Consider the following 18518-nt stretch of genomic DNA (forward strand, 5'->3'; position numbering starts at 1 on the left):
CCGTGCTCTTCCCTCCGGGCGATTGTGCGCGCCCGGGTGCCTGGCCGCGGCACGACCCGGTTACAGACGATGGGTCGGGCCTGGGCCCAGGTCCGATGTCAGCGTGACCGTCTCGCTGCGCGGGGCGGGCGTCGACAGGAGCCCCGAGCAGCGACGTGCGGACGCCGAAAAGGCGAAGGCCGTACTCGGGCGGTTCGGGCTCAGAGCCACCGACGAAAGCAAGCTCCCGCAGGGCAGCCTCGGCATGAGCGGCACGGTCTTGGCCATGAACAAGGCCTTCCAGACCAATCTGGGGGTCTATCACAGCGACCATCAGGGCGACTTCCGCGGGCGCGAGGGCGAGCTGAAGATCCCGGCCGACCTCGATGAGATCGTGACCGGCGTCTTCGGCCTCGACCAGCGTCGGGTGGCCCGCCGCGCGGCGTTCTCAGGGACGGGATCGTTCGGATCGCACACCCCGGCCGACCTGGAGAAGCAGTACAACTTCCCCGACGGCGACGGGAAGGGTCAGCACATCGGCATCGTCGAGTTCGGCGGCGGCTACCCATTTTCGATCAGTTACGGATGGCCCGAGGACGACCCCGACTGGGCGGACGTCGGGATCGCTGAACTTGAGAAGCGGCTGGCTGCCGCGGCCGGGCTGGGCATCACGGTCTGCGTCTCCTCCGGCGACGACGGCTCGGGGCTCGAAGACAGGAAGGTGGTCCCGGACGTCGCCGCACTGGCCGGCCCGCCGTGGTACGACTTGATTCTGCAGCGACATCAGCACCGGTCACGACAACGCCTCCTTCCCGCTGCCCGGCGTGGGTTACCCGGTCCAGAGGGGGTACGACGCCTGCACCGGCCAGGGTGTGCCCCACGGGACCGCGCTACTTGCGGCGCTCCGGTAAAGAGTCTGCGCACTCGGTCCCCCGCCGGCCGGCCTCATTGGCTCGTCCGCCGCGGGAGTCCTCCACCGCCCCGCGGGTGTCGGCGTCGTGCGAGCCGGCGGGGCCCGCATGCCAGAACTTGTGCAGTTCCTGCCAGTTGGGCGGTGGCCCGTCGAGGTCGTGCGGCGGGCGGTGCCGGAGGCCCTCGAGCACCACGTCGAGATAGCGAAGGCGTAGTTGCCATGCGCGCGTCGCGGTTGCGGGGAGCAGGACCTTGAGGTGGACGAGCAGCAGCAGTACGTCCGCCGACACCACGTCGGCGCGCAACGCGCCCTCGTCCTGCGCCCGTTCCACGATGGCCTCCAGCGCTTCCTGCAACCGGACCACGGCCGCTTCCATGTCGTCCGTGGCCGGCAGGCGGCCGCCGAGCCGCGGCAGCAGGGAGCCCGTCGGCGTCGTCAGCGCGCGGCTCATGAACTGCACGAGGGCCTGCCAGCCGTCGGGAGCCTCGCCGGCCGCCGTGTGTGCGGCGTCGGTGAGATGGTCCACGGCGCTCAGGCAGGTGTGCTGCGCGAGTTCCTCCTTGCAGGTGTAGCGGCGGTAGACGGTGCCCATGCCCACATCTGCTCGTCGGGCGATGTCCGACACCGAGGCCTTCCACCCCAGCTCCGCGAAGGCGTCACGGGCGGCGCTCAGCAGCCGGGTGTCGTTGCGCCGCGCTTCTCGTCGGCGTCCGGGGCCGGGCCCCATGAGCGCCTTGTTCTGGGGGAGTTCGGGTGATGAGGTCATCGGGATTCCCGGGATTCCGTAAGTTGTTGGGTGGCTTCTGCGTCCGCGGTCAGGCGCTGCAGTGGGGAAGGCTTCCGTGCAGCGCGACGATGTCCTCGAACGCTGCAGGTACGTCCAACGGGGCGGCCGGCTCAGCGCCGCGCAGCTCGGCGTAGGCGCGTACCAGGTTTCCCACCAGCCGTTCGCTGTCGAGGAGTTGGCCGTACGGACCGGGGCCCGAGGCCCGCGCCAGGTCCAGCGGGGGCAGTCCCTCGGCCATACCCGTGCGGGCCAGCTCGTCGACCCAGCGCAGATAGTCGGCGTTCGCGTCGAGCAGCTCCGGTCCGCCCGGCGGGCCGTGACCGGGGACGACGTGCAGGGGCTCCAGCCTGCGCAGTTGGTCCAGCACGCGGAGCGATCCGCTCAGTGAGCCCATCAGCACGAAGGGGGTCGCGCCGGAGAACACGAGGTCTCCGGCGAACAGCACCCTCTGGTCCGGCAGCCACACGACGGTGTCGCCCGCCGTGTGCCCGGGGCCGGCATGCAGGAGCTCCACCCGCACCCCGAGGTCCGGCAGCGACAAGCGGTCCCGGTAGGTCACCTTCGGCAGGGTCGGTTCGACATGACCCCAGTGCACCTGCGGCCACAGGTCCCGCAGGGCCAGTCCGTACTCGGCCATCTCGGCCGCCGCCCGTTCGTGGGCCACGATGGTGGCGCTCTCCGCGAAGAGGTGGTTGCCGAAGGTGTGGTCGCCATGGCTGTGGGTGTTGACCAGCGTGCCGACGGGACGCGCGCTGAGGGTGTGCACCGTCTCCCGCAGGACCAGTGCCCGCGCCTGGGTGGCCGCGGTGTCGATGAGCAAGGTGCCCTCGGTGCCGATCACGATGCCCGCGTTGTTCAGACACCAGCCGCCGTCGGGTTGGACATAGGCGTGTACGCCTTCCGCGAGCTGCTCGACCTCATAGGTGATGGGACTGTTCGGCGTGGCCTCCATATCCTCACCGAACCCGACCTCACCACAGAATCGGTCAAGACTGCACGGCAGACGGTTTCGGTCATGAAATTCAGCCAAACGGAACATGTCATTTCGATTTTTACTGTCCATTAACGGGTCACTGCATTCACGGCGGAGCAAAACCATCCGAAAGACCTTGACGTACCGCCCGGTAGCGCTTGTAGCATCGGAGACGCGATTCATTCCGTAGCGTGGTGAAAAAATCAAACTGCGGCTCTGTGTAAATTTCAACGGGGGTGGAATGGACATAGGAATTCTGGGTCCCTTGGTGGTCAGGTCGGACGGCGGCGAAGCCGCGCCCTCCGCACCCAAGCCACGGCAGCTGCTGGCCCTGCTGGCGGCCCGCGCGGACGAAGTGATCTCGGTGGACCTGTTGATCGACGAGCTGTGGGAGAGCCGTCCGCCGTCCAGCGCGGTGACCACTGTGCAGACGTACATCGGGCAGCTGCGCCGCTCACTCGCACGGGCTCTGCGCATCGGCCCGGCCGAAGCGGCCGCGGACGTACTGCAGTTCACCGGTTGGGGCTACCGGCTGGCGGCCGGCGAAGGAAGCCACGACGCACACGCCTTTCTGCGCTGTGCCGAGCTGGGGCGCGAGGCGCTGGCGCGCGGGGCCAACGACCAGGCGTCGGTGCTGCTGCACCGCGCCCTGCGGATCTGGCGCGGTCCGGCACTGGCCGGCGTACGACTGGGACCGTATCTGCTCGCACACCGCACGCATCTGGAGGAACAGCGCCTGACGGCGGTCGAGCAGCGCGTGGAATCGGATCTCCGGCTCGGCCATCACCATGAATTGATCGGCGAGCTCTCCGGTCTCGTACTGCAATATCCACTGCACGAGAACCTGCATTCCCTATTCATGACTTCGCTGTACCGCGCGGGGCGCCCCGCACAGGCGCTCGACGTTTTCCAAAAGATCCGGAATTCTCTCCGGGAAGAGCTGGGAATAGAACCGTCACCGCGTATTCGCCAGGTGCAGCAGGCCGTCCTGGCGGCCGATCCCCGGCTGGAGGCGGAATGCCGTTCGCGGCTGTTCCGGCTGGAACTGGATCTGCCGTCGGCGCACTCCGCCTGAGGGCGGTCGTTCAGTCCATTCCGCGCCGGCCGGGCGTCCAGAAGGGTTTGACGAGGACGGAACGCCGGGGCCAGCCACGCTCGCCCACGAGGTGCTGCCGTACGGCCTGGCAGGTGCGGGCCTCCCCGGCCAGGTACGCGATGCCGGGCTCGGCGGGCAGGTCGAGCTCCCGTACGGCCGCGACCAGCGACGCGGACCGGGCGGCCGGGGTATTCCCGCGAAAGCACCACTGCAGTTCCTCGGAGCGCGGCAGCGGCAACCGGTCCTGCGGACCGGCGACTTCGACGACCCCGTGGACCGGGGCGTCCTCGGGCAGTGCGCGCAGCATCGCGCCGAAGGCCACCGAGGCGGTCTCCTCCCCGGCGAAGAGATGATGGGCGGCCGAACGGTCGGGGACGAACCTGCCCTCGGGCCCCCGGAAGGAGACCTCGTCCCCCACCCGCAGGGAGCGGGCCCAGCGGGCGCCGGGACCGTCACCATGGTCGAGGGGGCACAGCTCCAGCCCTTCCCCGTCGTACGACCACACCGAGTAGGTGCGCAGCACATCGCGCAGCATCCCCGCCCACACCGGTGCCCCCAAGTCCTTGGCGTGCACGCGCACATGCTGCCCCGGTGTCCAGTCCAGGTCGCGGACGGCCGGGCCGGAGACGCGGATCCTGCGGACGCGGGGGGTGAGTTGTTCAATGTGCTCGACGCGCCCGCGGGTGAAGAAGAGGCCGAGCAGGGGGTCGAAGAGAAGATCGGCCGGGCGGCGCCGGCCGGCAGTCGATTCGGTGGGCATCTGCTGACTCCTGGCTGGTCACGGGCTGCGGGCGGACAGGGGGTCATGAGCTGCGTACGGCGGTCATGAGCTGGTGAGGATGGCTTCCTGCAGGCTGCGTACGCGGGGCGAGGGGTCGATGCCCAGCTGTTCGCGAAGGTTCTCGCGCAGCGCTGCGAACGCCCCGAGGGCCTGGTCGGCGCGCCCGTCGCGGTACAGCGCGATGATCAGGAGGGAGTGCAGGTTCTCGTGCAGGGGATAGCGCACCGTCAACTCGGTGAGTTCCCCGATCAGTTGACGGTGCCGGCCGAGGCGAAGGTCCGCCTCCGCCCGCTGTTCCACGACGCCCAGCCGGAGCTCCTCCAGCGTGGTGCGGTGGGCCAGCAGATGCGGGCCGATCCGCACGTCCGCCAGCGCGGGGCCGCGCCACAGCCGTAGAGCGCCGTGCAGGTGCAGGGAGGCCCGGCTGTGGTCGCCGTCCAGCAGGGCGCGCCGGCCCAGCTCGGCCTGGCGCACGAACACGGCGGCGTCGACCCGGTCGGGGTCGACGAGCAGGCGGTATCCCCAGCCGGCGAACGGCAGGACGTCTCCCGCCGGGTCGGCGGTTCCGGTGGCATGGGTGCGGGCGAGCGACTGGCGCAGCTGGACGATGTAGGTGCGTACGGCGGTCAGCGCGCTGCGGGGCGGTGTGTTCTCCCACAGTTCGTCCACCAGGACATCCACGGGCACCACCGTGCCCGCGCGGGCCACCAGCAGGGCGAGCAGTTGTCTGGGCTTGGGTGCGGTGGGCACGGCCGGCCGCTGTCCACCGCGTGCGCGCACTGTCAGAGGGCCGAGAATTCCGATGTCCACGCCGCTCGCCTCCGTGCGGGGATCCCCCGCGGGTTGTGAGGGGTCACGTACAGGTCATCACCGCGGCGATGTCGAGCCCGAGGTCGCGCAGGACGGCCTGGGCACCGGCCCGTGCTCCGCCCGTGACCCCGGAACCGGGGTGGGTGGAGGGCCCCACGAGGTAGAAGCCCTCCGCGGGCAGCCGGTAGCCCATGTTGGGCAGGGGACGATAGCCCATGAACTGGAAGAGCTGCGAGCCGAAGTGGCCCGGATCGCCGCTCGGCCAGGCGGAGTTGAAGCGCTCGCCGTCCACCGGGCTCTCCACCGTCCGGCCGAGCACGTTCTGGGCGCTCATGTTGGTGGTGAGGCCGCAGAACGTCTCGAAGACCTGGTCGAAGATCTCTTCCTTGCGGTCGTCCCAGCGTCCCGCGTCCAGTTCGAGGGGTGCGTAGCACAGCAGGTAGAGCGTGTGCCGTCCGGCGGGCGCCCGGGTGGGGTCCCAGGCGCTCGCCACCGAGATGCTCGGGATGCCGGTGGCGGGCACGCCGTACTTGAGGCCGTCGAAGGTCCGCATCAGTTCGGGCAGGGGTACGGCCGTCTCCTGGAAGCCCGCGCCGCCCACCTCGGGTCCCGACTTGAAGACCGGTGCCTCGCTCAGCGCCAAATGCCCGGTCAGCAGGCCGAATCCGGCGGGCTTGATGCGCCGTACCTTGTGCTCCCAGTCGGGTCCGAAGCGGTGGTCGACCATGCCCGGCAGCTGTTTGATGTTCAGGTCGGCCACCACGGCGCGCCGCGCCTCCACCCGCTCCCCCGAGGCCAGGACGACACCGGTCGCCCGGTCGCCGGTGAAGGTGAACCGCTCCACCGGGGCGCTGGTGCGGAGTGTTCCTCCCTGTTCCTGAAGGGCCCTGACCAGCGCCGTGGTGAGCGATCCGGATCCGCCGACGGCGTAGCCGAGCCCGTAGCGGTGGATGACCGGCACCATCATGAGCAGGAAGGCCCCGGTGCCGCCCTCCTCCGGGGCGGCCAGGATCTCCGACACCCAACGGACCAGTGCCGCACGGACCTTGGGGTGCTCGAACCACTCGTTGACGACGTCGAGATAGCTCATCAGCAGCATGCGCAGCAGTTCCTGGCCGCCCTCGGTCCGGTCCAGCCCGGCGAAGAACTCGCCCAGCGGGGGCGGCGGTTGGAACAGGCCGGTCATCAGGGTGTCCAGCAGCTGGTCGGTGAAGGCGTGGAAGCGCAGATAGTTGTCCGCGTCCCGTGGCGAGATCCGGGCGATCGTGTCCGCCGTCCGGTTCACGTCCCGGTAGAAAGCGATGTGGTCGCCGTCGGGGAAGGTGACGGCGATGCTCGGGTCGGGGAAGACATATCCGAGGCCGTGCCGGGAGAGCAGGCCCAGTTCGTCCTCGCGCAGCAGCGGGTTGCCCTGGATGAAGATGTGCGCGATGGCGTGCAGGTCGTGGTGGAATCCCGGGAGGGTCGCCTCCCGGGTGACCACGCCGCCTCCGGCGTACTCCTTCGCCTCCAGGACCACCACGTCCAGGCCGGCCTTGGCCAGGTAGGCGGCCGCGGTCAGCCCGTTGTGCCCGCCGCCGACGACGACCACGTCATGCTGCGTCATGGTGCGCTCCTTCGCTGCCCGTGCCGCGGGCCGGGCCGCCGCCGTCGCGCCGGAAGCCGCCGTCGATGTCCCAGATCGAACCGGTGACGTAACCGCTGACGTCCTGGTCCAGCAGGGTCAGCACGGGGTGGGCGATCTCGTCGGCGGTGGCGAGCCGCTTGATCAGGTTGGTGCCGATGACGGCCTGTTCGAGGCCGGGGATGCGGGCGGCGCCGCCGCGCAGGCCCGGTGTGTCGGTGATGCCGGCGCAGACAGCGTTGACCCGGATGCCGTCCGCCGCCAGTTCGATCGCCCAGGTGGGGACGAGGTAGTGCAGGGCCGCCTTGGTGGCGCCGTAGACGCCCATCGAGGCGGTGGGCTGCCGGCCGATGGACGAGGAGACGACGACGGCACAGGCGCCCGTGCGGCCGGCCAGGGCGGGTGCCGCCGCCCGCATGAGGGCGATCGTCCCGCGCAGGTTGACGCCGATGACCTGGTCGACCTCGGCCAGCGGCTGCGCGGTGAGGGTGCCGGGAATCAGGATCCCTGCATTGCAGACGACCAGGTCCAGGCCGCCGTGGCGGTCGACGGCGTGGTCGACGGCGGTCTGCACCGTCGTCTCGTCCGCCATGTCGCCGGCCACCCAGGAGGCCGCCGGTCCGAGCCGGTCGGCCGCCTCCTTCAGCGGTCCTTCCCGGCGGGCGGTGATGACGACGTTCGCTCCCGCCGCCACCAGGGCCCGGGCTATGGAGTGTCCGATGCCTTCACTGGCGCCGGTGACGAGTGCGCTCTTTCCCGCGATTGCCATGGCGGGCCTTTCCGGTTCGATGGCGGCCGCGCAGGTCACGGCCGCGTCGGTTACGGCTGCGCCGTGACGGAGACGGCCTGGTCGCGGCGTCGGCGGGAGGCCGCGGTGAGGAGCCGGCCGTCGCGTACGTTGAGGCTCAGCAGGGTGATGTTGACTGCGCCGCCGACGAGTTCGACGATCTGGATCACCGCGAACTCCGTGCCGAAGCTGTCGTCGGCGGCGAGCGCCCGAAGGACGAGGGCGCACGGCACCAGCACCAGCAGCCCGATCGCCGCGGCCGCCGCGATGCGCCGCTGCTTGCGCCGGATGAGCGGGGCGCGCAGCCTGCGCGCGCTCAGGGACCGCCCGGTGCCGCCGGTGATCGCCATGCAGGGCACCAGGGCCAGCAGCGCGAAGGCGATGGCCGTCTTGACGGCCCTGACGGCCGCGTGGTCGCCGAAGACCTCGACCGCGACGGAGGCGGTGAAGAACGAACTGATGAGCGTCAGTGCGAGAACCCCGGCAATGGCGTGCACGCGGGATTTCATGGACTTCTCCCCGTCCTGGGTTGAGGTCGTGGGTTCAGGCGCGCCCGGAGGACTCCAGGTTCTCGATGGCGCGCGCGATCAGGCTCAGCAGCTGAGCGGTCTCCGGGACGTCGAGACCGCCGGTCGCCACGCCGTTCACCTCGCGGGCGGCGGCGGTCAGTGGTTCCTGCAGGTCACGGGCGCGGTCGCTCAGCAGGACCTTCGCCTGGCGTCTGTCGTGCGGGTCGGGAACGCGGTGGATCAGTCCGTCGCGCTCCATGCGCTGCAAGGTGTTGGCCATCGTCGGCTGCTCGATCTGCACGCGTTCGCACAGCTCCCGCTGGGTGAGCCCCTCCTGCTCGTACAGCGCGAGCAGTTGGGCGAACTGGCCGGGGACGACCCCGTACTCCTCGATGCGCAGCCGAAGTGCCCGCTCCAGAAGCCGCGCCAGATGGTTGACCTGGTACCCCAGCGAAGCCTCCCGGGACAGCCGCCCGATCGGCGGGCCGGCGAGGCCTTCGGGCTTCGTGGTCATGGTTCACCTCCGGCGCGGCGTCTGCTGCCGATTAGTCCATAGCTTGCTATGTATGTCAACCGGGGGCGGGGCCGTACGCGCCACGCGCAGAGCTTCGGTCAGCGCGCCTGGGCCCCGAGGTGGTCGTACATCCAGTCGCAGAAACGGGGGATGAAGTCGCCGAAGTAGTTGGTGGCGACGTGGCGTTCACCGGGGTAGCGGATCAACTCGGTCTCGCCGGCCGCCCACTCCAGCATCCGTTCGCACGACTCGATCGGGATGATCGTGTCCAGTTCACCGTGGATGGCGAGCAGGGGGATGGTCAGCGGCGGAACATCCCGCAGGTTCAGGCTCGTCCGGGCGAGCTCTTCCATGGCATCGTCGTCGGCCTGGTCGAAGACGAAGCGGAAGTCCTCGCGGACCATGACGTTGACATCGCGGTAGTTGTCGAAGTCGTAGCCGCCGGAGAGGTTCACGCACGCCTTGAAGCCGGGGACCTGCGCGGCGGCGCGGGCGGCGAGATAGCCGCCGAAGCTCACTCCGAAGATCCCCACCCGGTCGGCGTCGACCTCCTCACGCCGTACGGCTTCGGCGAGCACGGCTGCGACCACGCTCTCGAAGTCGACCGCCATGGGCGTGCGGCCGATGTGCACGCCCTGCCCCGGGCCGTCGAAGACGACCGCGGCCATGCCCCGGGCGATGAACTCCCGGGCGAAGGCGTACAGTTCGACCTCCTTGGCCGAGTCGAGGCCGTTGACCAGCACGACGGTCGGCCACGGGCCCTCGCCGGGCGGCCGCATGAGGTAGCCGGGCACGGCCAGCCCGTCGCAGGTGACGTCCAGTGGGGTGACGGTCTCGCGCAGGTGCGGGATGCCGCGTTCGAAGATCTCGGTCACCCGGTCGCGGCTGTCGGTCTTGGTCCGGGCGTCGGCGAAGTAGAAGAACTCCGCGTAGTGGTGACAGGCGGCGGCCTTGCGGTTGGCCGTGCGGAACGTCTCCAGGTGGCCGGCCGCCAGCGCCTCGGAGGCGCGCTGCTCGTAGTGCACGCCGAGCGCGGACCACCTGCGGTGCCAGTCGGTCCAGTCCTCGTGCGTGCTCTCCTTGCGCAGGTCCTTCAGGACCATGGTGATGTCGCCCCAGTCGAGGCTCGCCAGGCCCAGGCGGCTGAAGAACAGCTCGCAGTTCTCGAACGTCGCGGCCGAGATGCCGTTGCCGGCGGTGCGCGGGCCCCAGGCATCGCGCAGACCGTCGTCCGCGGCGAGGTCGCGGCCCGACTCCAGCCACTGCTTCAGCGCGGCCAGGACGTTCTCGGTGGTGCGGAACAACGTGTCGCGCAGGCCGGCCGCATCCGCCGTCCCGTCCTGCCGGGGCAGGAAGATGTGCTCGATGCTCAACTGCGCCCCGCCGTCGGACGGTTCGACGCTCCAGTTGCCCTCCATCTCGGCGATGGCCGGCGGCAGCGTCACCATGCGGAAGTCGATACGGAGCTCGTCGGGCCGGTAGCGGCGGTGCGAGCGGACGTCGTTGACGCCGAGGTCGTTCGCCACCGTCATGTCCATCACCACCTCGTCGGCGCCGACCTCGGTCCGGCGCACCCGGCGGGTGGTGGGGAAGATGTCCGGCCAGCGCTCGATGTCGGTGCAGGCCCGCCAGACCCGGTCGGCGGGGACGTCGATGACGGCGGAGTTGACTACGGAGCTCTTCGCTTCGGATGCCGGCTGTGTGCGTGCCGTGTGCGTGCTCAAGGAACCCTCACATCGCGTCGGTGGTGCCGCTTTTCGTGGGCGGGTTCGGACGCTCTCGACTTCCGCTCAAGGACGGCTCGAAGACCGGTCAAGGCCGCCTCGCCGCAGTTCGGACGCCCAGGCGAACACGGCCGGGGACCCTCTTGCGCAGCCCTTGAGTCGTCCTTGAGCCGCGGTCGGGAGGTTCGGCGGCGGCAAGGGGACTCCTCGACGAAAGGCAACCGACATGTCAGCGAAGGACCCTGCTCGGGCCGGCCGCCGCGCACCGCGGCCGGGGCGAACGCCCACGGCCCCCCGGCGGGTGGTGATCAGCGGTGTGGGCGTGGTGGCGCCCGGCGGCACGGGCACCAAGTCGTTCTGGGACCTCATCACCTCCGGCCGCACCGCGACCGGACGCATCTCCTTCTTCGATCCCGCCCCGTTCCGCTCCCAGGTCGCGGCCCAGTGCGCGTTCGACGCCGCCCGGCAGGGCCTGACGCCCCGCGAGATCCGCCGCATGGACCGGGCCACCCAGTTCGCGGTCGTCGCGGCCCGCGAGGCGGTGCAGAACAGCGGCCTGGACTTCGGCACGCCGGATCCCGCACGGATCGGGGTGACCGTGGGCAGCGCGGTCGGCGCCACCATGGGGCTGGAGGAGGAGTACGTCGTCCTCAGCGACAGCGGCCGCAGCTGGCTGGTCGACAGCTCCTACGGAGTCCCGCACCTGTACGGGCACTTCGTACCGAGCAGCATCGCCGCCGAGGTCGCCTGGGCGGTCGGCGCCGAGGGACCGGCCGCGGTCGTCTCGGCGGGCTGCACCTCGGGCCTGGACTCGGTCGGCTACGCCCGCGACCTGATCTCCGAGGGCAGCACCGACATCATGGTCGCCGGCGCCACCGACGCCCCGATCTCGCCGATCGCGGTCGCCTGTTTCGACGCCATCAAGGCGACCACCTCCCGCAACGACGACGCCGAGCACGCCTCCCGGCCGTTCGACAAGAGCCGCAACGGCTTCGTGCTCGGCGAGGGGGCGGCCGTCTTCGTGCTGGAGGAGTACGAGCACGCCCGCCGGCGCGGCGCCCACGTCTACGCCGAGATCGCCGGCTTCGCCTCCCGCTGCAACGCCTTCCACATGACCGGACTCAGGCCGGACGGGCGGGAGATGGCCGAGGCGATCACCACCGCCCTGGACGAGGCCCGGCTCGATCCCGAGGCCGTGGGGTACATCAACGCGCACGGCTCCGGCACCAAACAGAACGACCGGCACGAGACCGCCGCCTTCAAGCGCAGCCTCGGACAGCACGCGTACGACGTGCCGGTCAGCTCCATCAAGTCGATGATCGGGCACTCGCTCGGGGCGATCGGCTCGATCGAGATCGCGGCCTGCGCCCTGGCGATCGAGCACGGCGTGCTGCCGCCAACCGCGAATCTGCACACCCCCGACCCGGAGTGCGACCTGGACTACGTGCCCCTGGTCGCCCGTGAGCAGGACGTGGACACGGTGCTGACCGTGGGCAGCGGCTTCGGCGGCTTCCAGAGCGCCATGGTGCTGACCCGGCCCACGGGTCCCGGCGCGAGGACCGCCGCATGAGCGGGCACACGGTGGTGACCGGTATCGGCGTGATCGCGCCGAACGGCGTGGGCACCGAGGAGTTCTGGGCCGCGACGCTCAAGGGCGTCAGCGGCATCGACCGGATCAGCCGCTACGACGCGAGCGGCTATCCCTCGCCGCTGGCCGGGGAGGTGTCGGACTTCGACGCGGCCGGCCATCTCTCCAGCCGGCTGCTGCCGCAGACCGACCGGATGACGCAGATGGCGCTGGCCGCCTCGGACTGGGCGCTCGCCGACGCGGCGGTGGACCCGGCCGCCCTGCCCGAGTTCGGCATGGGTGTGGTCACGGCCAGCGCCTCCGGGGGCTTCGAGTTCGCCCAGCACGAACTGCAGAAACTGTGGAGCAAGGGCCCCGAACACGTCAGCGCGTATCAGTCCTTCGCCTGGTTCTACGCCGTCAACACCGGCCAGATCTCCATCCGGCACGGCATGCGCGGCCCCAGCGGCGTCCTGGTGACCGACCAGGCCGGCGGACTGGACGCACTCGGCCACGCCCGGCGGCATGTGCGCAAGGGCACCGGCCTCGTCGTCTCCGGCGGGGTGGACGCCTCCCTCTCCCCCTGGGGCCTGGTCTCGCAGATCACCAGCGGACGCCTGAGCCGGTCCGCCGACCCCGAACGCGCCTACGCACCCTTCGACACCTCCGCGGACGGCCATGTGCCCGGCGAGGGCGGAGCCATCCTCGTCCTGGAGAGCGAGGCGAGCGCCCGAGACCGCGGCGCCCGGATCCACGGCACCATCGCCGGCTACGGGGCGACCTTCGACCCCGCGCCCGGCTCCGCACGGGAGCCCGGCCTGCGCCGGGCGATCGAACTCGCCCTGGCCGACGCCGAGTTGGCCGCGCTGGACGTCGACGTGGTGTTCGCGGACGCGGCCGGAGTACGCGCCCTGGACCGCATCGAGGCGGAAGCCCTGGCCGCCGTCTTCGGCCCGTACACCGTGCCGGTGACCGCGCCCAAGACGATGACCGGCCGACTGTACTCCGGGGCGGCCTCCCTCGACGTGGCGGCCGCGCTGCTGGCCATGCGCGACGGCGTCGTCCCGCCCACCCTGCACGTGCCCGACCAGGCGCCGGACTGCCCCATCTCCCTGGTGCAGGACACCGCACGCGAGATGACCGTGCGCACCGCGCTGGTGATCGCCCGCGGTCACGGCGGCTTCAACGCAGCGGTCGTACTGCGCGCCGCGCCCGACGGCGACCGGCCCGGCACCCCGTGAACGACGACAAGCAACGGCGACAAGTGAGGACGTACCCCATGACAGCACCTGCCCTGACCCTGACCGACCTGACCCGCATCCTGCGCGAGAGCGCCGGCGAGGACGAGAGCGTGAACCTAGACGGCGACATCCTCGACACCCCGTTCGCCGAGCTCGGCTACGACTCCCTGGCGCTGCTGGAGGCCGCCAGCCGTATCGAGCGCGAGGTGGGGATCAGGCTCTCCGAGGACGCCCTGGGCGACGCCGAGACCCCGCGCCTGTTCCTGAACCTGGTCAACGAACCGATCACCAGCACCACTTGAGCCGTAAAGACCCAAGAAACCGAAGAAACGGAAGAAAGGGGACAGCATGGCGAGCGACAGCGCCGACGTGGTCATCGTCACCGGCGCCACCAGCGGAATCGGCCTCGCGGTCACCGAGCACCTGGCTCAGCAGGGCGCGAAGGTGTTCATCTGCTCACGGCACGAGGAGGACCTGGCCGTCACCGTCAAGAACCTGCGCGAGCGCGGCTTCGAGGTGGACGGAGAGCGCTGCGACGTCCGCTCCCGCGACGAGGTGCACGCCTTCGTCGAGGCGGCGGTACGCCGCTACGGCACCGTGGACGCCCTCGTCAACAACGCCGGACGCAGCGGCGGCGGAGTCACCGCCGACCTCACCGACGAGACCTGGTACGACGTCATCGACACCAATCTCAACAGCGTCTTCCTCATGACGCGCGAGGTGCTCACCACCGGCGGCATGCGCGGCAAGCCGCGCGGCCGGATCGTCAACATCGCCTCGACGGGCGGCAAACAGGGCGTCGTCCTGGGGGCGCCGTACTCGGCCTCCAAGCACGGCGTGGTCGGCCTCACCAAGGCACTGGGCCTGGAGTTGGCGAAGACCGGCATCACCGTCAACGCCGTCTGCCCCGGCTACGTCGAGACGCCCATGGCGCAGCAGGTCCGCTCCAACTACGCACGGCTGTGGGGCAGCGACGAGCAGGCGGTCCTCGAACGCTTCGAGACCAAGATCCCGCTCGGCCGCTACTCCACCCCGCAGGAGGTGGCCGGCCTGGTCGGCTACCTGATGACGGACACCGCCGCCTCCATCACCGCACAGGCGCTCAATGTGTGCGGCGGTCTCGGCAACTACTGACGGCAGCGACGGACAAGGACCGATGAAGCCATGAACGACGTGCAGCACATCACCACGGTGGCGGCCACGCCCGAGACCGTGTACGGCCTGCTGGCCGACGCCACCACCTGGCCGGTGCACTTCCACCCCACCGTCCACGTGGAACGCTTCGAAGAGGACGGCCCCGACGAGCGCCTGCGCATCTGGGCGGTCGCCGGCGACCAGGTCAAGTCCTGGACCTCGCACCGGCATCGGGACCCCGAGGGCCTGCGCATCGCCTTCCGGCAGGAGGTCTACCAGCCGCCGGTCGCCGCGATGTCCGGGGCGTGGGTCCTGCGCGGGCTCCCGGACGGCGGGACCGAGGTCGTCCTGGAGCACAGCTACCGGGCCGTCGACGACGATCCGCACGGCCTCGCCTGGATCGCCGAGGTCACCGACCGCAACTCCCGCGCCGAGCTGGCGAATCTCAAAGCGCTGGCCGAGCAGCCGGCCGACCGGTCCGAACTGGTGCTGACCTTCGAGGACACCGTCGTCGTCGACGGCCGGACCAGCGACGTCTACGACTTCCTGTACCGGGCGCAGTCGTGGCCCGACCGGCTGCCGCACGTCGCCCGCATGGACCTGACGGAGGACGAACCGGGCGTGCAGATCATGGAGATGGACACCATCACCGCCGACGGCGCGATGCACACCACCAAGTCCGTGCGGGTCTGCTTCACCGACGAGCGGATCGTCTACAAGCAGATCGTCGTGCCCCCGCTGATGACGGCCCACACCGGCGAATGGCGGGTCACGGCGGTGCGCGGGGGCGTTTCGGTGACCTCGCAGCACACCGTGGCGATCCGCCCCGAAGCCGTCCCGGGCGTCCTGGGCGAGGGCGCCACCGTCGCCGACGCCCGCGAGTTCGCCCGGACCGCGCTGAGCGGCAACAGCCGGATCACCCTGGAGCACGCCAAGGCGTACGCCGAGGGGACGACGACCGCCGGTTCGCAGGTCTGAGTCGAGCGAGCAACGGGGGGCAGGAGTCGTGGAGTTGGGCCGGATGAGGGCCGCGGGCCGGGCTGCGAGAGGGACGGCCGAGCAGGCCGGGACGACGGCCACGGCGCAGGCCCCCGCGGCCATCGGCCGACAGATCGGCGCGGACACGGTCGCCGTCCGGTGGCAGTACGCCGACCGCGACCCGCGCACCCACGCCCGGGAACTGCTGCGCACCGCCGCAGCCGAGGCCGTGGGGGCGCACCCGGCCGAGGTCCGCATCGGCCGGTCGGCGTCCGGCGCCCCGCAGGTGTCCGGCGCGGCCTCGGGGCTGCTCGTGGGCGTGAGCCACACCCGCGGTCTGGTGGCCGTCGTGGTCGCCGGACCCGGTAACCGGGCGCTCGGGGTGGGTGTGGACGTGGAGGCCGTCCGGCCCCTGGACGCGATCGCTCTCGCCGAGCGGTGGTTCACCACCGTCGAGGCGGCCTGGGTTCGCGCACTGCCTCCGGGACTGCGGGCCACGGGCCTGCTGGATCTGTGGACGCGCAAGGAGGCCGCCGGCAAAGCCCTCGGGCTTGGACTGCGCGCGGGCGGTCTGCGCCGCCCGGTCGGCCTCCCCCCACCAGGCACGCCACCGGGATCACCACGCTCCCTGACCCCGTTACCCGGGGACCGCCTGCTTGCGGGCGGTGTGCTGCCCGGGCCGCACGGCTACGTCCTGGCGTGCGCCGTCAGCGGAGCCGGCACACCGCCTGCCCTCGTCCTGGTCACCCCGCCGGGCACACAACTGCCGTCACCGCGGCCCGAGCACCGGCGCACCCCGGCCGACGGCTCACTGCCATCCACCACACCACCGTGGAGAGAGTGAAACACCATGCACACTGCTGAGCACACCGCGTCCGGCCTCCCCGAGGAGACCGCGAAGGCGCACCGGCACATCGTCGCGGACCGCGCCGCGGCCGCGACACCGCCGAGCCTGCACGACCGGCTCACCGAACTCGGCCGGCTCAAGGAAGCGGCCCGGCACGGCCCCGATCCGGCAGCGACCGGGCGGCAGCACGCACGCGGCAAGCTGACCGCCCACGAACGCATCGGACTGCTCCTGGACGAGGGCTCGTTCACCGAGGTCGAGGCCCTGCGCCGACACCGGGCCACCGGCTTCGGCCTGGAACGGCGGCGCCCGCACTCGGACGGCGTGGTCACCGGCTGGGGCACGGTGGAGGGCCGCACCGTCTTCGTCTACGCCCATGACTTCCGCGTCTTCGGCGGCGCGCTGGGCGAGGCGCACGCCGAGAAGATCCACAAGCTGATGGACATGGCGGAGGCGGCGGGAGCCCCGCTGGTCTCGCTGAACGACGGTGCCGGCGCCCGGATCCAGGAGGGCGTCAGCGCGCTGGCCGGCTACGGCGGCATCTTCCAGCGCAACACCCGCGCCTCCGGAGTGATCCCGCAGATCAGCGTCATGCTCGGCCCGTGCGCCGGTGGCGCCGCCTACGCCCCGGCACTTACCGACTTCGTCTTCATGGTCCGCGAGACCGCGCAGATGTTCATCACCGGCCCCGACGTCGTCCAGGCCGTCACCGGCGAGCAGATCACCCACAACGGGCTCGGCGGCGCCGACGTCCACGCCACCACGTCCGGCGTCGCGCACTTCGCCTACGACGACGAGCAGTCCTGCCTGGAGGACGTGCGGTTCCTGCTGTCGCTGCTGCCCGCCAACAACCGCGAACTCGCCCCCGCGGCGCCGAGCGCGGACCCGGCCGACCGGCGCACCGACGCCCTGCTGGACCTGGTCCCCCACGATCCGGGCCGCGCCTACGACATGCGGGCGGTCGTCGAGGAGATCGTCGACGACGGTGAGATGTTCGAGGTACACCCCGGCTGGGCGACGAACATCGTGTGCGCTCTGGCCCGCCTCGACGGCCATGTCGTGGGCATCGTGGCCAACCAACCCGCCGCGTTCGCAGGCGTACTGGACATCAGGGCGTCCGAGAAGGCCGCCCGCTTCGTCCAGCTCTGCGACGCCTTCAACATCCCGCTCGTGACCCTCGTGGACGTCCCCGGCTTCCTGCCCGGCGTCGACCAGGAGCACGGCGGCATCATCCGGCACGGCGCCAAGCTGCTGTACGCGTACTGCAATGCCACCGTGCCGCGGATCTCCCTGGTGCTGCGCAAGGCGTACGGCGGCGCCTACATCGTCATGGACTCCCGCTCGATCGGCGCCGACCTGGCCCTGGCCTGGCCCACCAACGAGATCGCGGTGATGGGCGCCGAGGGCGCCGCGAACATCGTCTTCCGCCGTGAGATCGCGGCGGCCGACGACCCGGAGGCGCTGCGTCAACAGCGGATCAAGGAGTACAAGGCCGAGCTGATGCACCCGTACTACGCGGCCGAGCGCGGCCTGGTCGACGACGTGATCGACCCGCGCGACACCAGGTCGACGCTGATCCGCTCGCTGGCGATGCTGCGCCGCAAACACGCCGACCTGCCGTCCCGCAAGCACGGGAATCCTCCGCTGTGATGAGCGGCGACGTGGACGAGATACGCGTACTGCACGGCCGCCCGAGCCACGAGGACTCGGCGCCCTCCTGGCCGTGTTGTCGGCCGCGGCCCAGGAGCAAGCCCCTTCACCGCAACCCGGTGCGACGAGCGGTGCCGAAGCCACCTGGGGCCGCACCCACCACGCCCCGCACCGCCAGACCCGTTCCTGGAAGTCCCAACCCGCCTGATCCCGAGGAGAGTTGAGCCATCGTGCGCAAGGTGCTCATCGCCAACCGTGGCGAAATCGCTGTCCGCGTGGCCCGGGCCTGCCGGGATGCCGGGATCGCGAGCGTGGCCGTCTACGCGGACCCGGACCGCGACGCTCTGCATGTCCGCGCCGCGGACGAGGCGTTCGCCCTGGGCGGTACTGCATCACTCCGGGGGACACCCCCCGGACCCCCGGCAGAAAAGCCGGTCAGGAGGGGCGGCCCGCACGGGCATCGCGAGGCGACTTCGAGTGACACCCCGGCGACCAGTTACCTGGACATGGACAAGGTCCTGAACGCGGCGCGCGAGTCCGGCGCGGACGCCATCCACCCCGGATACGGCTTCCTGTCCGAGAACGCCGACTTCGCGCAGGCCGT

Annotated in this window: 18 protein-coding genes and 1 pseudogene; 10 read left to right on the plus strand and 9 right to left on the minus strand. The window is 70.9% G+C overall.

Annotated elements, in window-relative coordinates; genetic code table 11:
• Window positions 1-103: 103 nt before the first annotated feature.
• Window positions 104-388 (plus strand): annotated as a pseudogene (locus P2Q00_RS51000) (protease pro-enzyme activation domain-containing protein); the annotation flags it as partial.
• 481 nt (window positions 389-869) lie between these two features.
• Here the strand turns inward: P2Q00_RS51000 and P2Q00_RS30625 are convergent.
• Both P2Q00_RS30625 and P2Q00_RS30630 read right to left on the minus strand, forming a co-directional pair.
• On the minus strand, window positions 870-1658 hold the full coding sequence (locus P2Q00_RS30625; RefSeq protein WP_275776452.1) for a TetR/AcrR family transcriptional regulator: 789 nt from the start codon (window positions 1656-1658) through the stop codon (window positions 870-872).
• Window positions 1659-1707: 49 nt separating this feature from the next.
• Window positions 1708-2631, minus strand: coding sequence for an MBL fold metallo-hydrolase (locus tag P2Q00_RS30630; RefSeq protein ID WP_275776455.1), 924 nt, complete (start codon window positions 2629-2631; stop codon window positions 1708-1710).
• Between the two features lie 289 nt (window positions 2632-2920).
• On the opposite strand from P2Q00_RS30630, the gene P2Q00_RS30635 reads away from it, so the two are divergent.
• The gene (locus tag P2Q00_RS30635; RefSeq protein ID WP_275776505.1) at window positions 2921-3727 is read left to right on the plus strand and encodes an AfsR/SARP family transcriptional regulator; all 807 of its coding nucleotides are present in this window, start codon (window positions 2921-2923) and stop codon (window positions 3725-3727) included.
• A 10-nt stretch (window positions 3728-3737) separates the two neighbouring features.
• On the opposite strand, the gene P2Q00_RS30640 is transcribed toward P2Q00_RS30635, so the two are convergent.
• The 7 genes from P2Q00_RS30640 to P2Q00_RS30670 form a co-directional block, all read right to left on the minus strand.
• Window positions 3738-4508, minus strand: coding sequence for a siderophore-interacting protein (locus P2Q00_RS30640; RefSeq protein ID WP_275776457.1), 771 nt, complete (start codon window positions 4506-4508; stop codon window positions 3738-3740).
• A 63-nt stretch (window positions 4509-4571) separates the two neighbouring features.
• Window positions 4572-5279 carry an AfsR/SARP family transcriptional regulator gene (locus P2Q00_RS30645; protein WP_275776459.1) on the minus strand — a complete coding sequence of 236 codons (708 nt, stop codon included), beginning with the start codon at window positions 5277-5279 and terminating at the stop codon, window positions 4572-4574.
• 103 nt (window positions 5280-5382) lie between these two features.
• Complete coding sequence (locus P2Q00_RS30650; RefSeq protein ID WP_275776461.1) at window positions 5383-6945, minus strand: phytoene desaturase family protein; 1563 nt, start codon at window positions 6943-6945, stop codon at window positions 5383-5385.
• Entirely contained in the window at window positions 6932-7732 is an 801-nt protein-coding gene (locus P2Q00_RS30655; protein ID WP_275776462.1) for an SDR family NAD(P)-dependent oxidoreductase, read from the minus strand. The genes P2Q00_RS30650 and P2Q00_RS30655 overlap by 14 nt, the downstream gene beginning before the upstream one ends.
• Before the next feature lie 50 nt (window positions 7733-7782).
• On the minus strand, window positions 7783-8259 hold the full coding sequence (locus tag P2Q00_RS30660) for a hypothetical protein (protein WP_275776463.1): 477 nt from the start codon (window positions 8257-8259) through the stop codon (window positions 7783-7785).
• A 34-nt stretch (window positions 8260-8293) separates the two neighbouring features.
• A complete protein-coding gene (locus P2Q00_RS30665; RefSeq protein ID WP_275776465.1) occupies window positions 8294-8773 on the minus strand; it encodes a MarR family winged helix-turn-helix transcriptional regulator in 480 nt (159 codons plus the stop codon).
• A gap of 98 nt (window positions 8774-8871) precedes the next feature.
• Window positions 8872-10497: a prolyl oligopeptidase family serine peptidase gene (locus P2Q00_RS30670; RefSeq protein WP_275776467.1), complete on the minus strand. Its 1626-nt coding sequence runs from the start codon at window positions 10495-10497 to the stop codon at window positions 8872-8874.
• 226 nt (window positions 10498-10723) lie between these two features.
• Between P2Q00_RS30670 and P2Q00_RS30675 the strand changes: the two genes are divergently transcribed.
• The 8 genes from P2Q00_RS30675 to P2Q00_RS30710 form a co-directional block, all read left to right on the plus strand.
• A complete protein-coding gene (locus P2Q00_RS30675) occupies window positions 10724-12067 on the plus strand; it encodes a beta-ketoacyl-[acyl-carrier-protein] synthase family protein (protein ID WP_275776469.1) in 1344 nt (447 codons plus the stop codon).
• On the plus strand, window positions 12064-13305 hold the full coding sequence (locus tag P2Q00_RS30680) for a ketosynthase chain-length factor (protein ID WP_275776471.1): 1242 nt from the start codon (window positions 12064-12066) through the stop codon (window positions 13303-13305). The genes P2Q00_RS30675 and P2Q00_RS30680 overlap by 4 nt, the downstream gene beginning before the upstream one ends.
• 38 nt (window positions 13306-13343) lie before the next feature.
• Window positions 13344-13607: an acyl carrier protein gene (locus P2Q00_RS30685; RefSeq protein ID WP_275776472.1), complete on the plus strand. Its 264-nt coding sequence runs from the start codon at window positions 13344-13346 to the stop codon at window positions 13605-13607.
• Window positions 13608-13653: 46 nt separating this feature from the next.
• Window positions 13654-14439, plus strand: coding sequence for an SDR family NAD(P)-dependent oxidoreductase (locus tag P2Q00_RS30690; RefSeq protein WP_275776473.1), 786 nt, complete (start codon window positions 13654-13656; stop codon window positions 14437-14439).
• Between the two features lie 30 nt (window positions 14440-14469).
• Window positions 14470-15417: an aromatase/cyclase gene (locus P2Q00_RS30695; protein ID WP_275776474.1), complete on the plus strand. Its 948-nt coding sequence runs from the start codon at window positions 14470-14472 to the stop codon at window positions 15415-15417.
• Between the two features lie 43 nt (window positions 15418-15460).
• A complete protein-coding gene (locus P2Q00_RS30700) occupies window positions 15461-16261 on the plus strand; it encodes a 4'-phosphopantetheinyl transferase family protein (protein ID WP_275776475.1) in 801 nt (266 codons plus the stop codon).
• Window positions 16262-16267: 6 nt separating this feature from the next.
• Window positions 16268-17914 (plus strand): acyl-CoA carboxylase subunit beta, encoded by a 1647-nt coding sequence (locus P2Q00_RS30705; protein WP_275776476.1) that lies wholly within the window; start codon window positions 16268-16270, stop codon window positions 17912-17914.
• A 230-nt stretch (window positions 17915-18144) separates the two neighbouring features.
• Window positions 18145-18518 (plus strand): biotin carboxylase N-terminal domain-containing protein (locus P2Q00_RS30710; RefSeq protein WP_275776478.1); only part of this gene is annotated, 374 nt, incomplete at its 3' end.

Origin of the sequence: Streptomyces coacervatus, from assembly GCF_029223485.1 — a bacterium.
In the GTDB taxonomy this organism is placed as follows: domain Bacteria; phylum Actinomycetota; class Actinomycetes; order Streptomycetales; family Streptomycetaceae; genus Streptomyces; species Streptomyces coacervatus.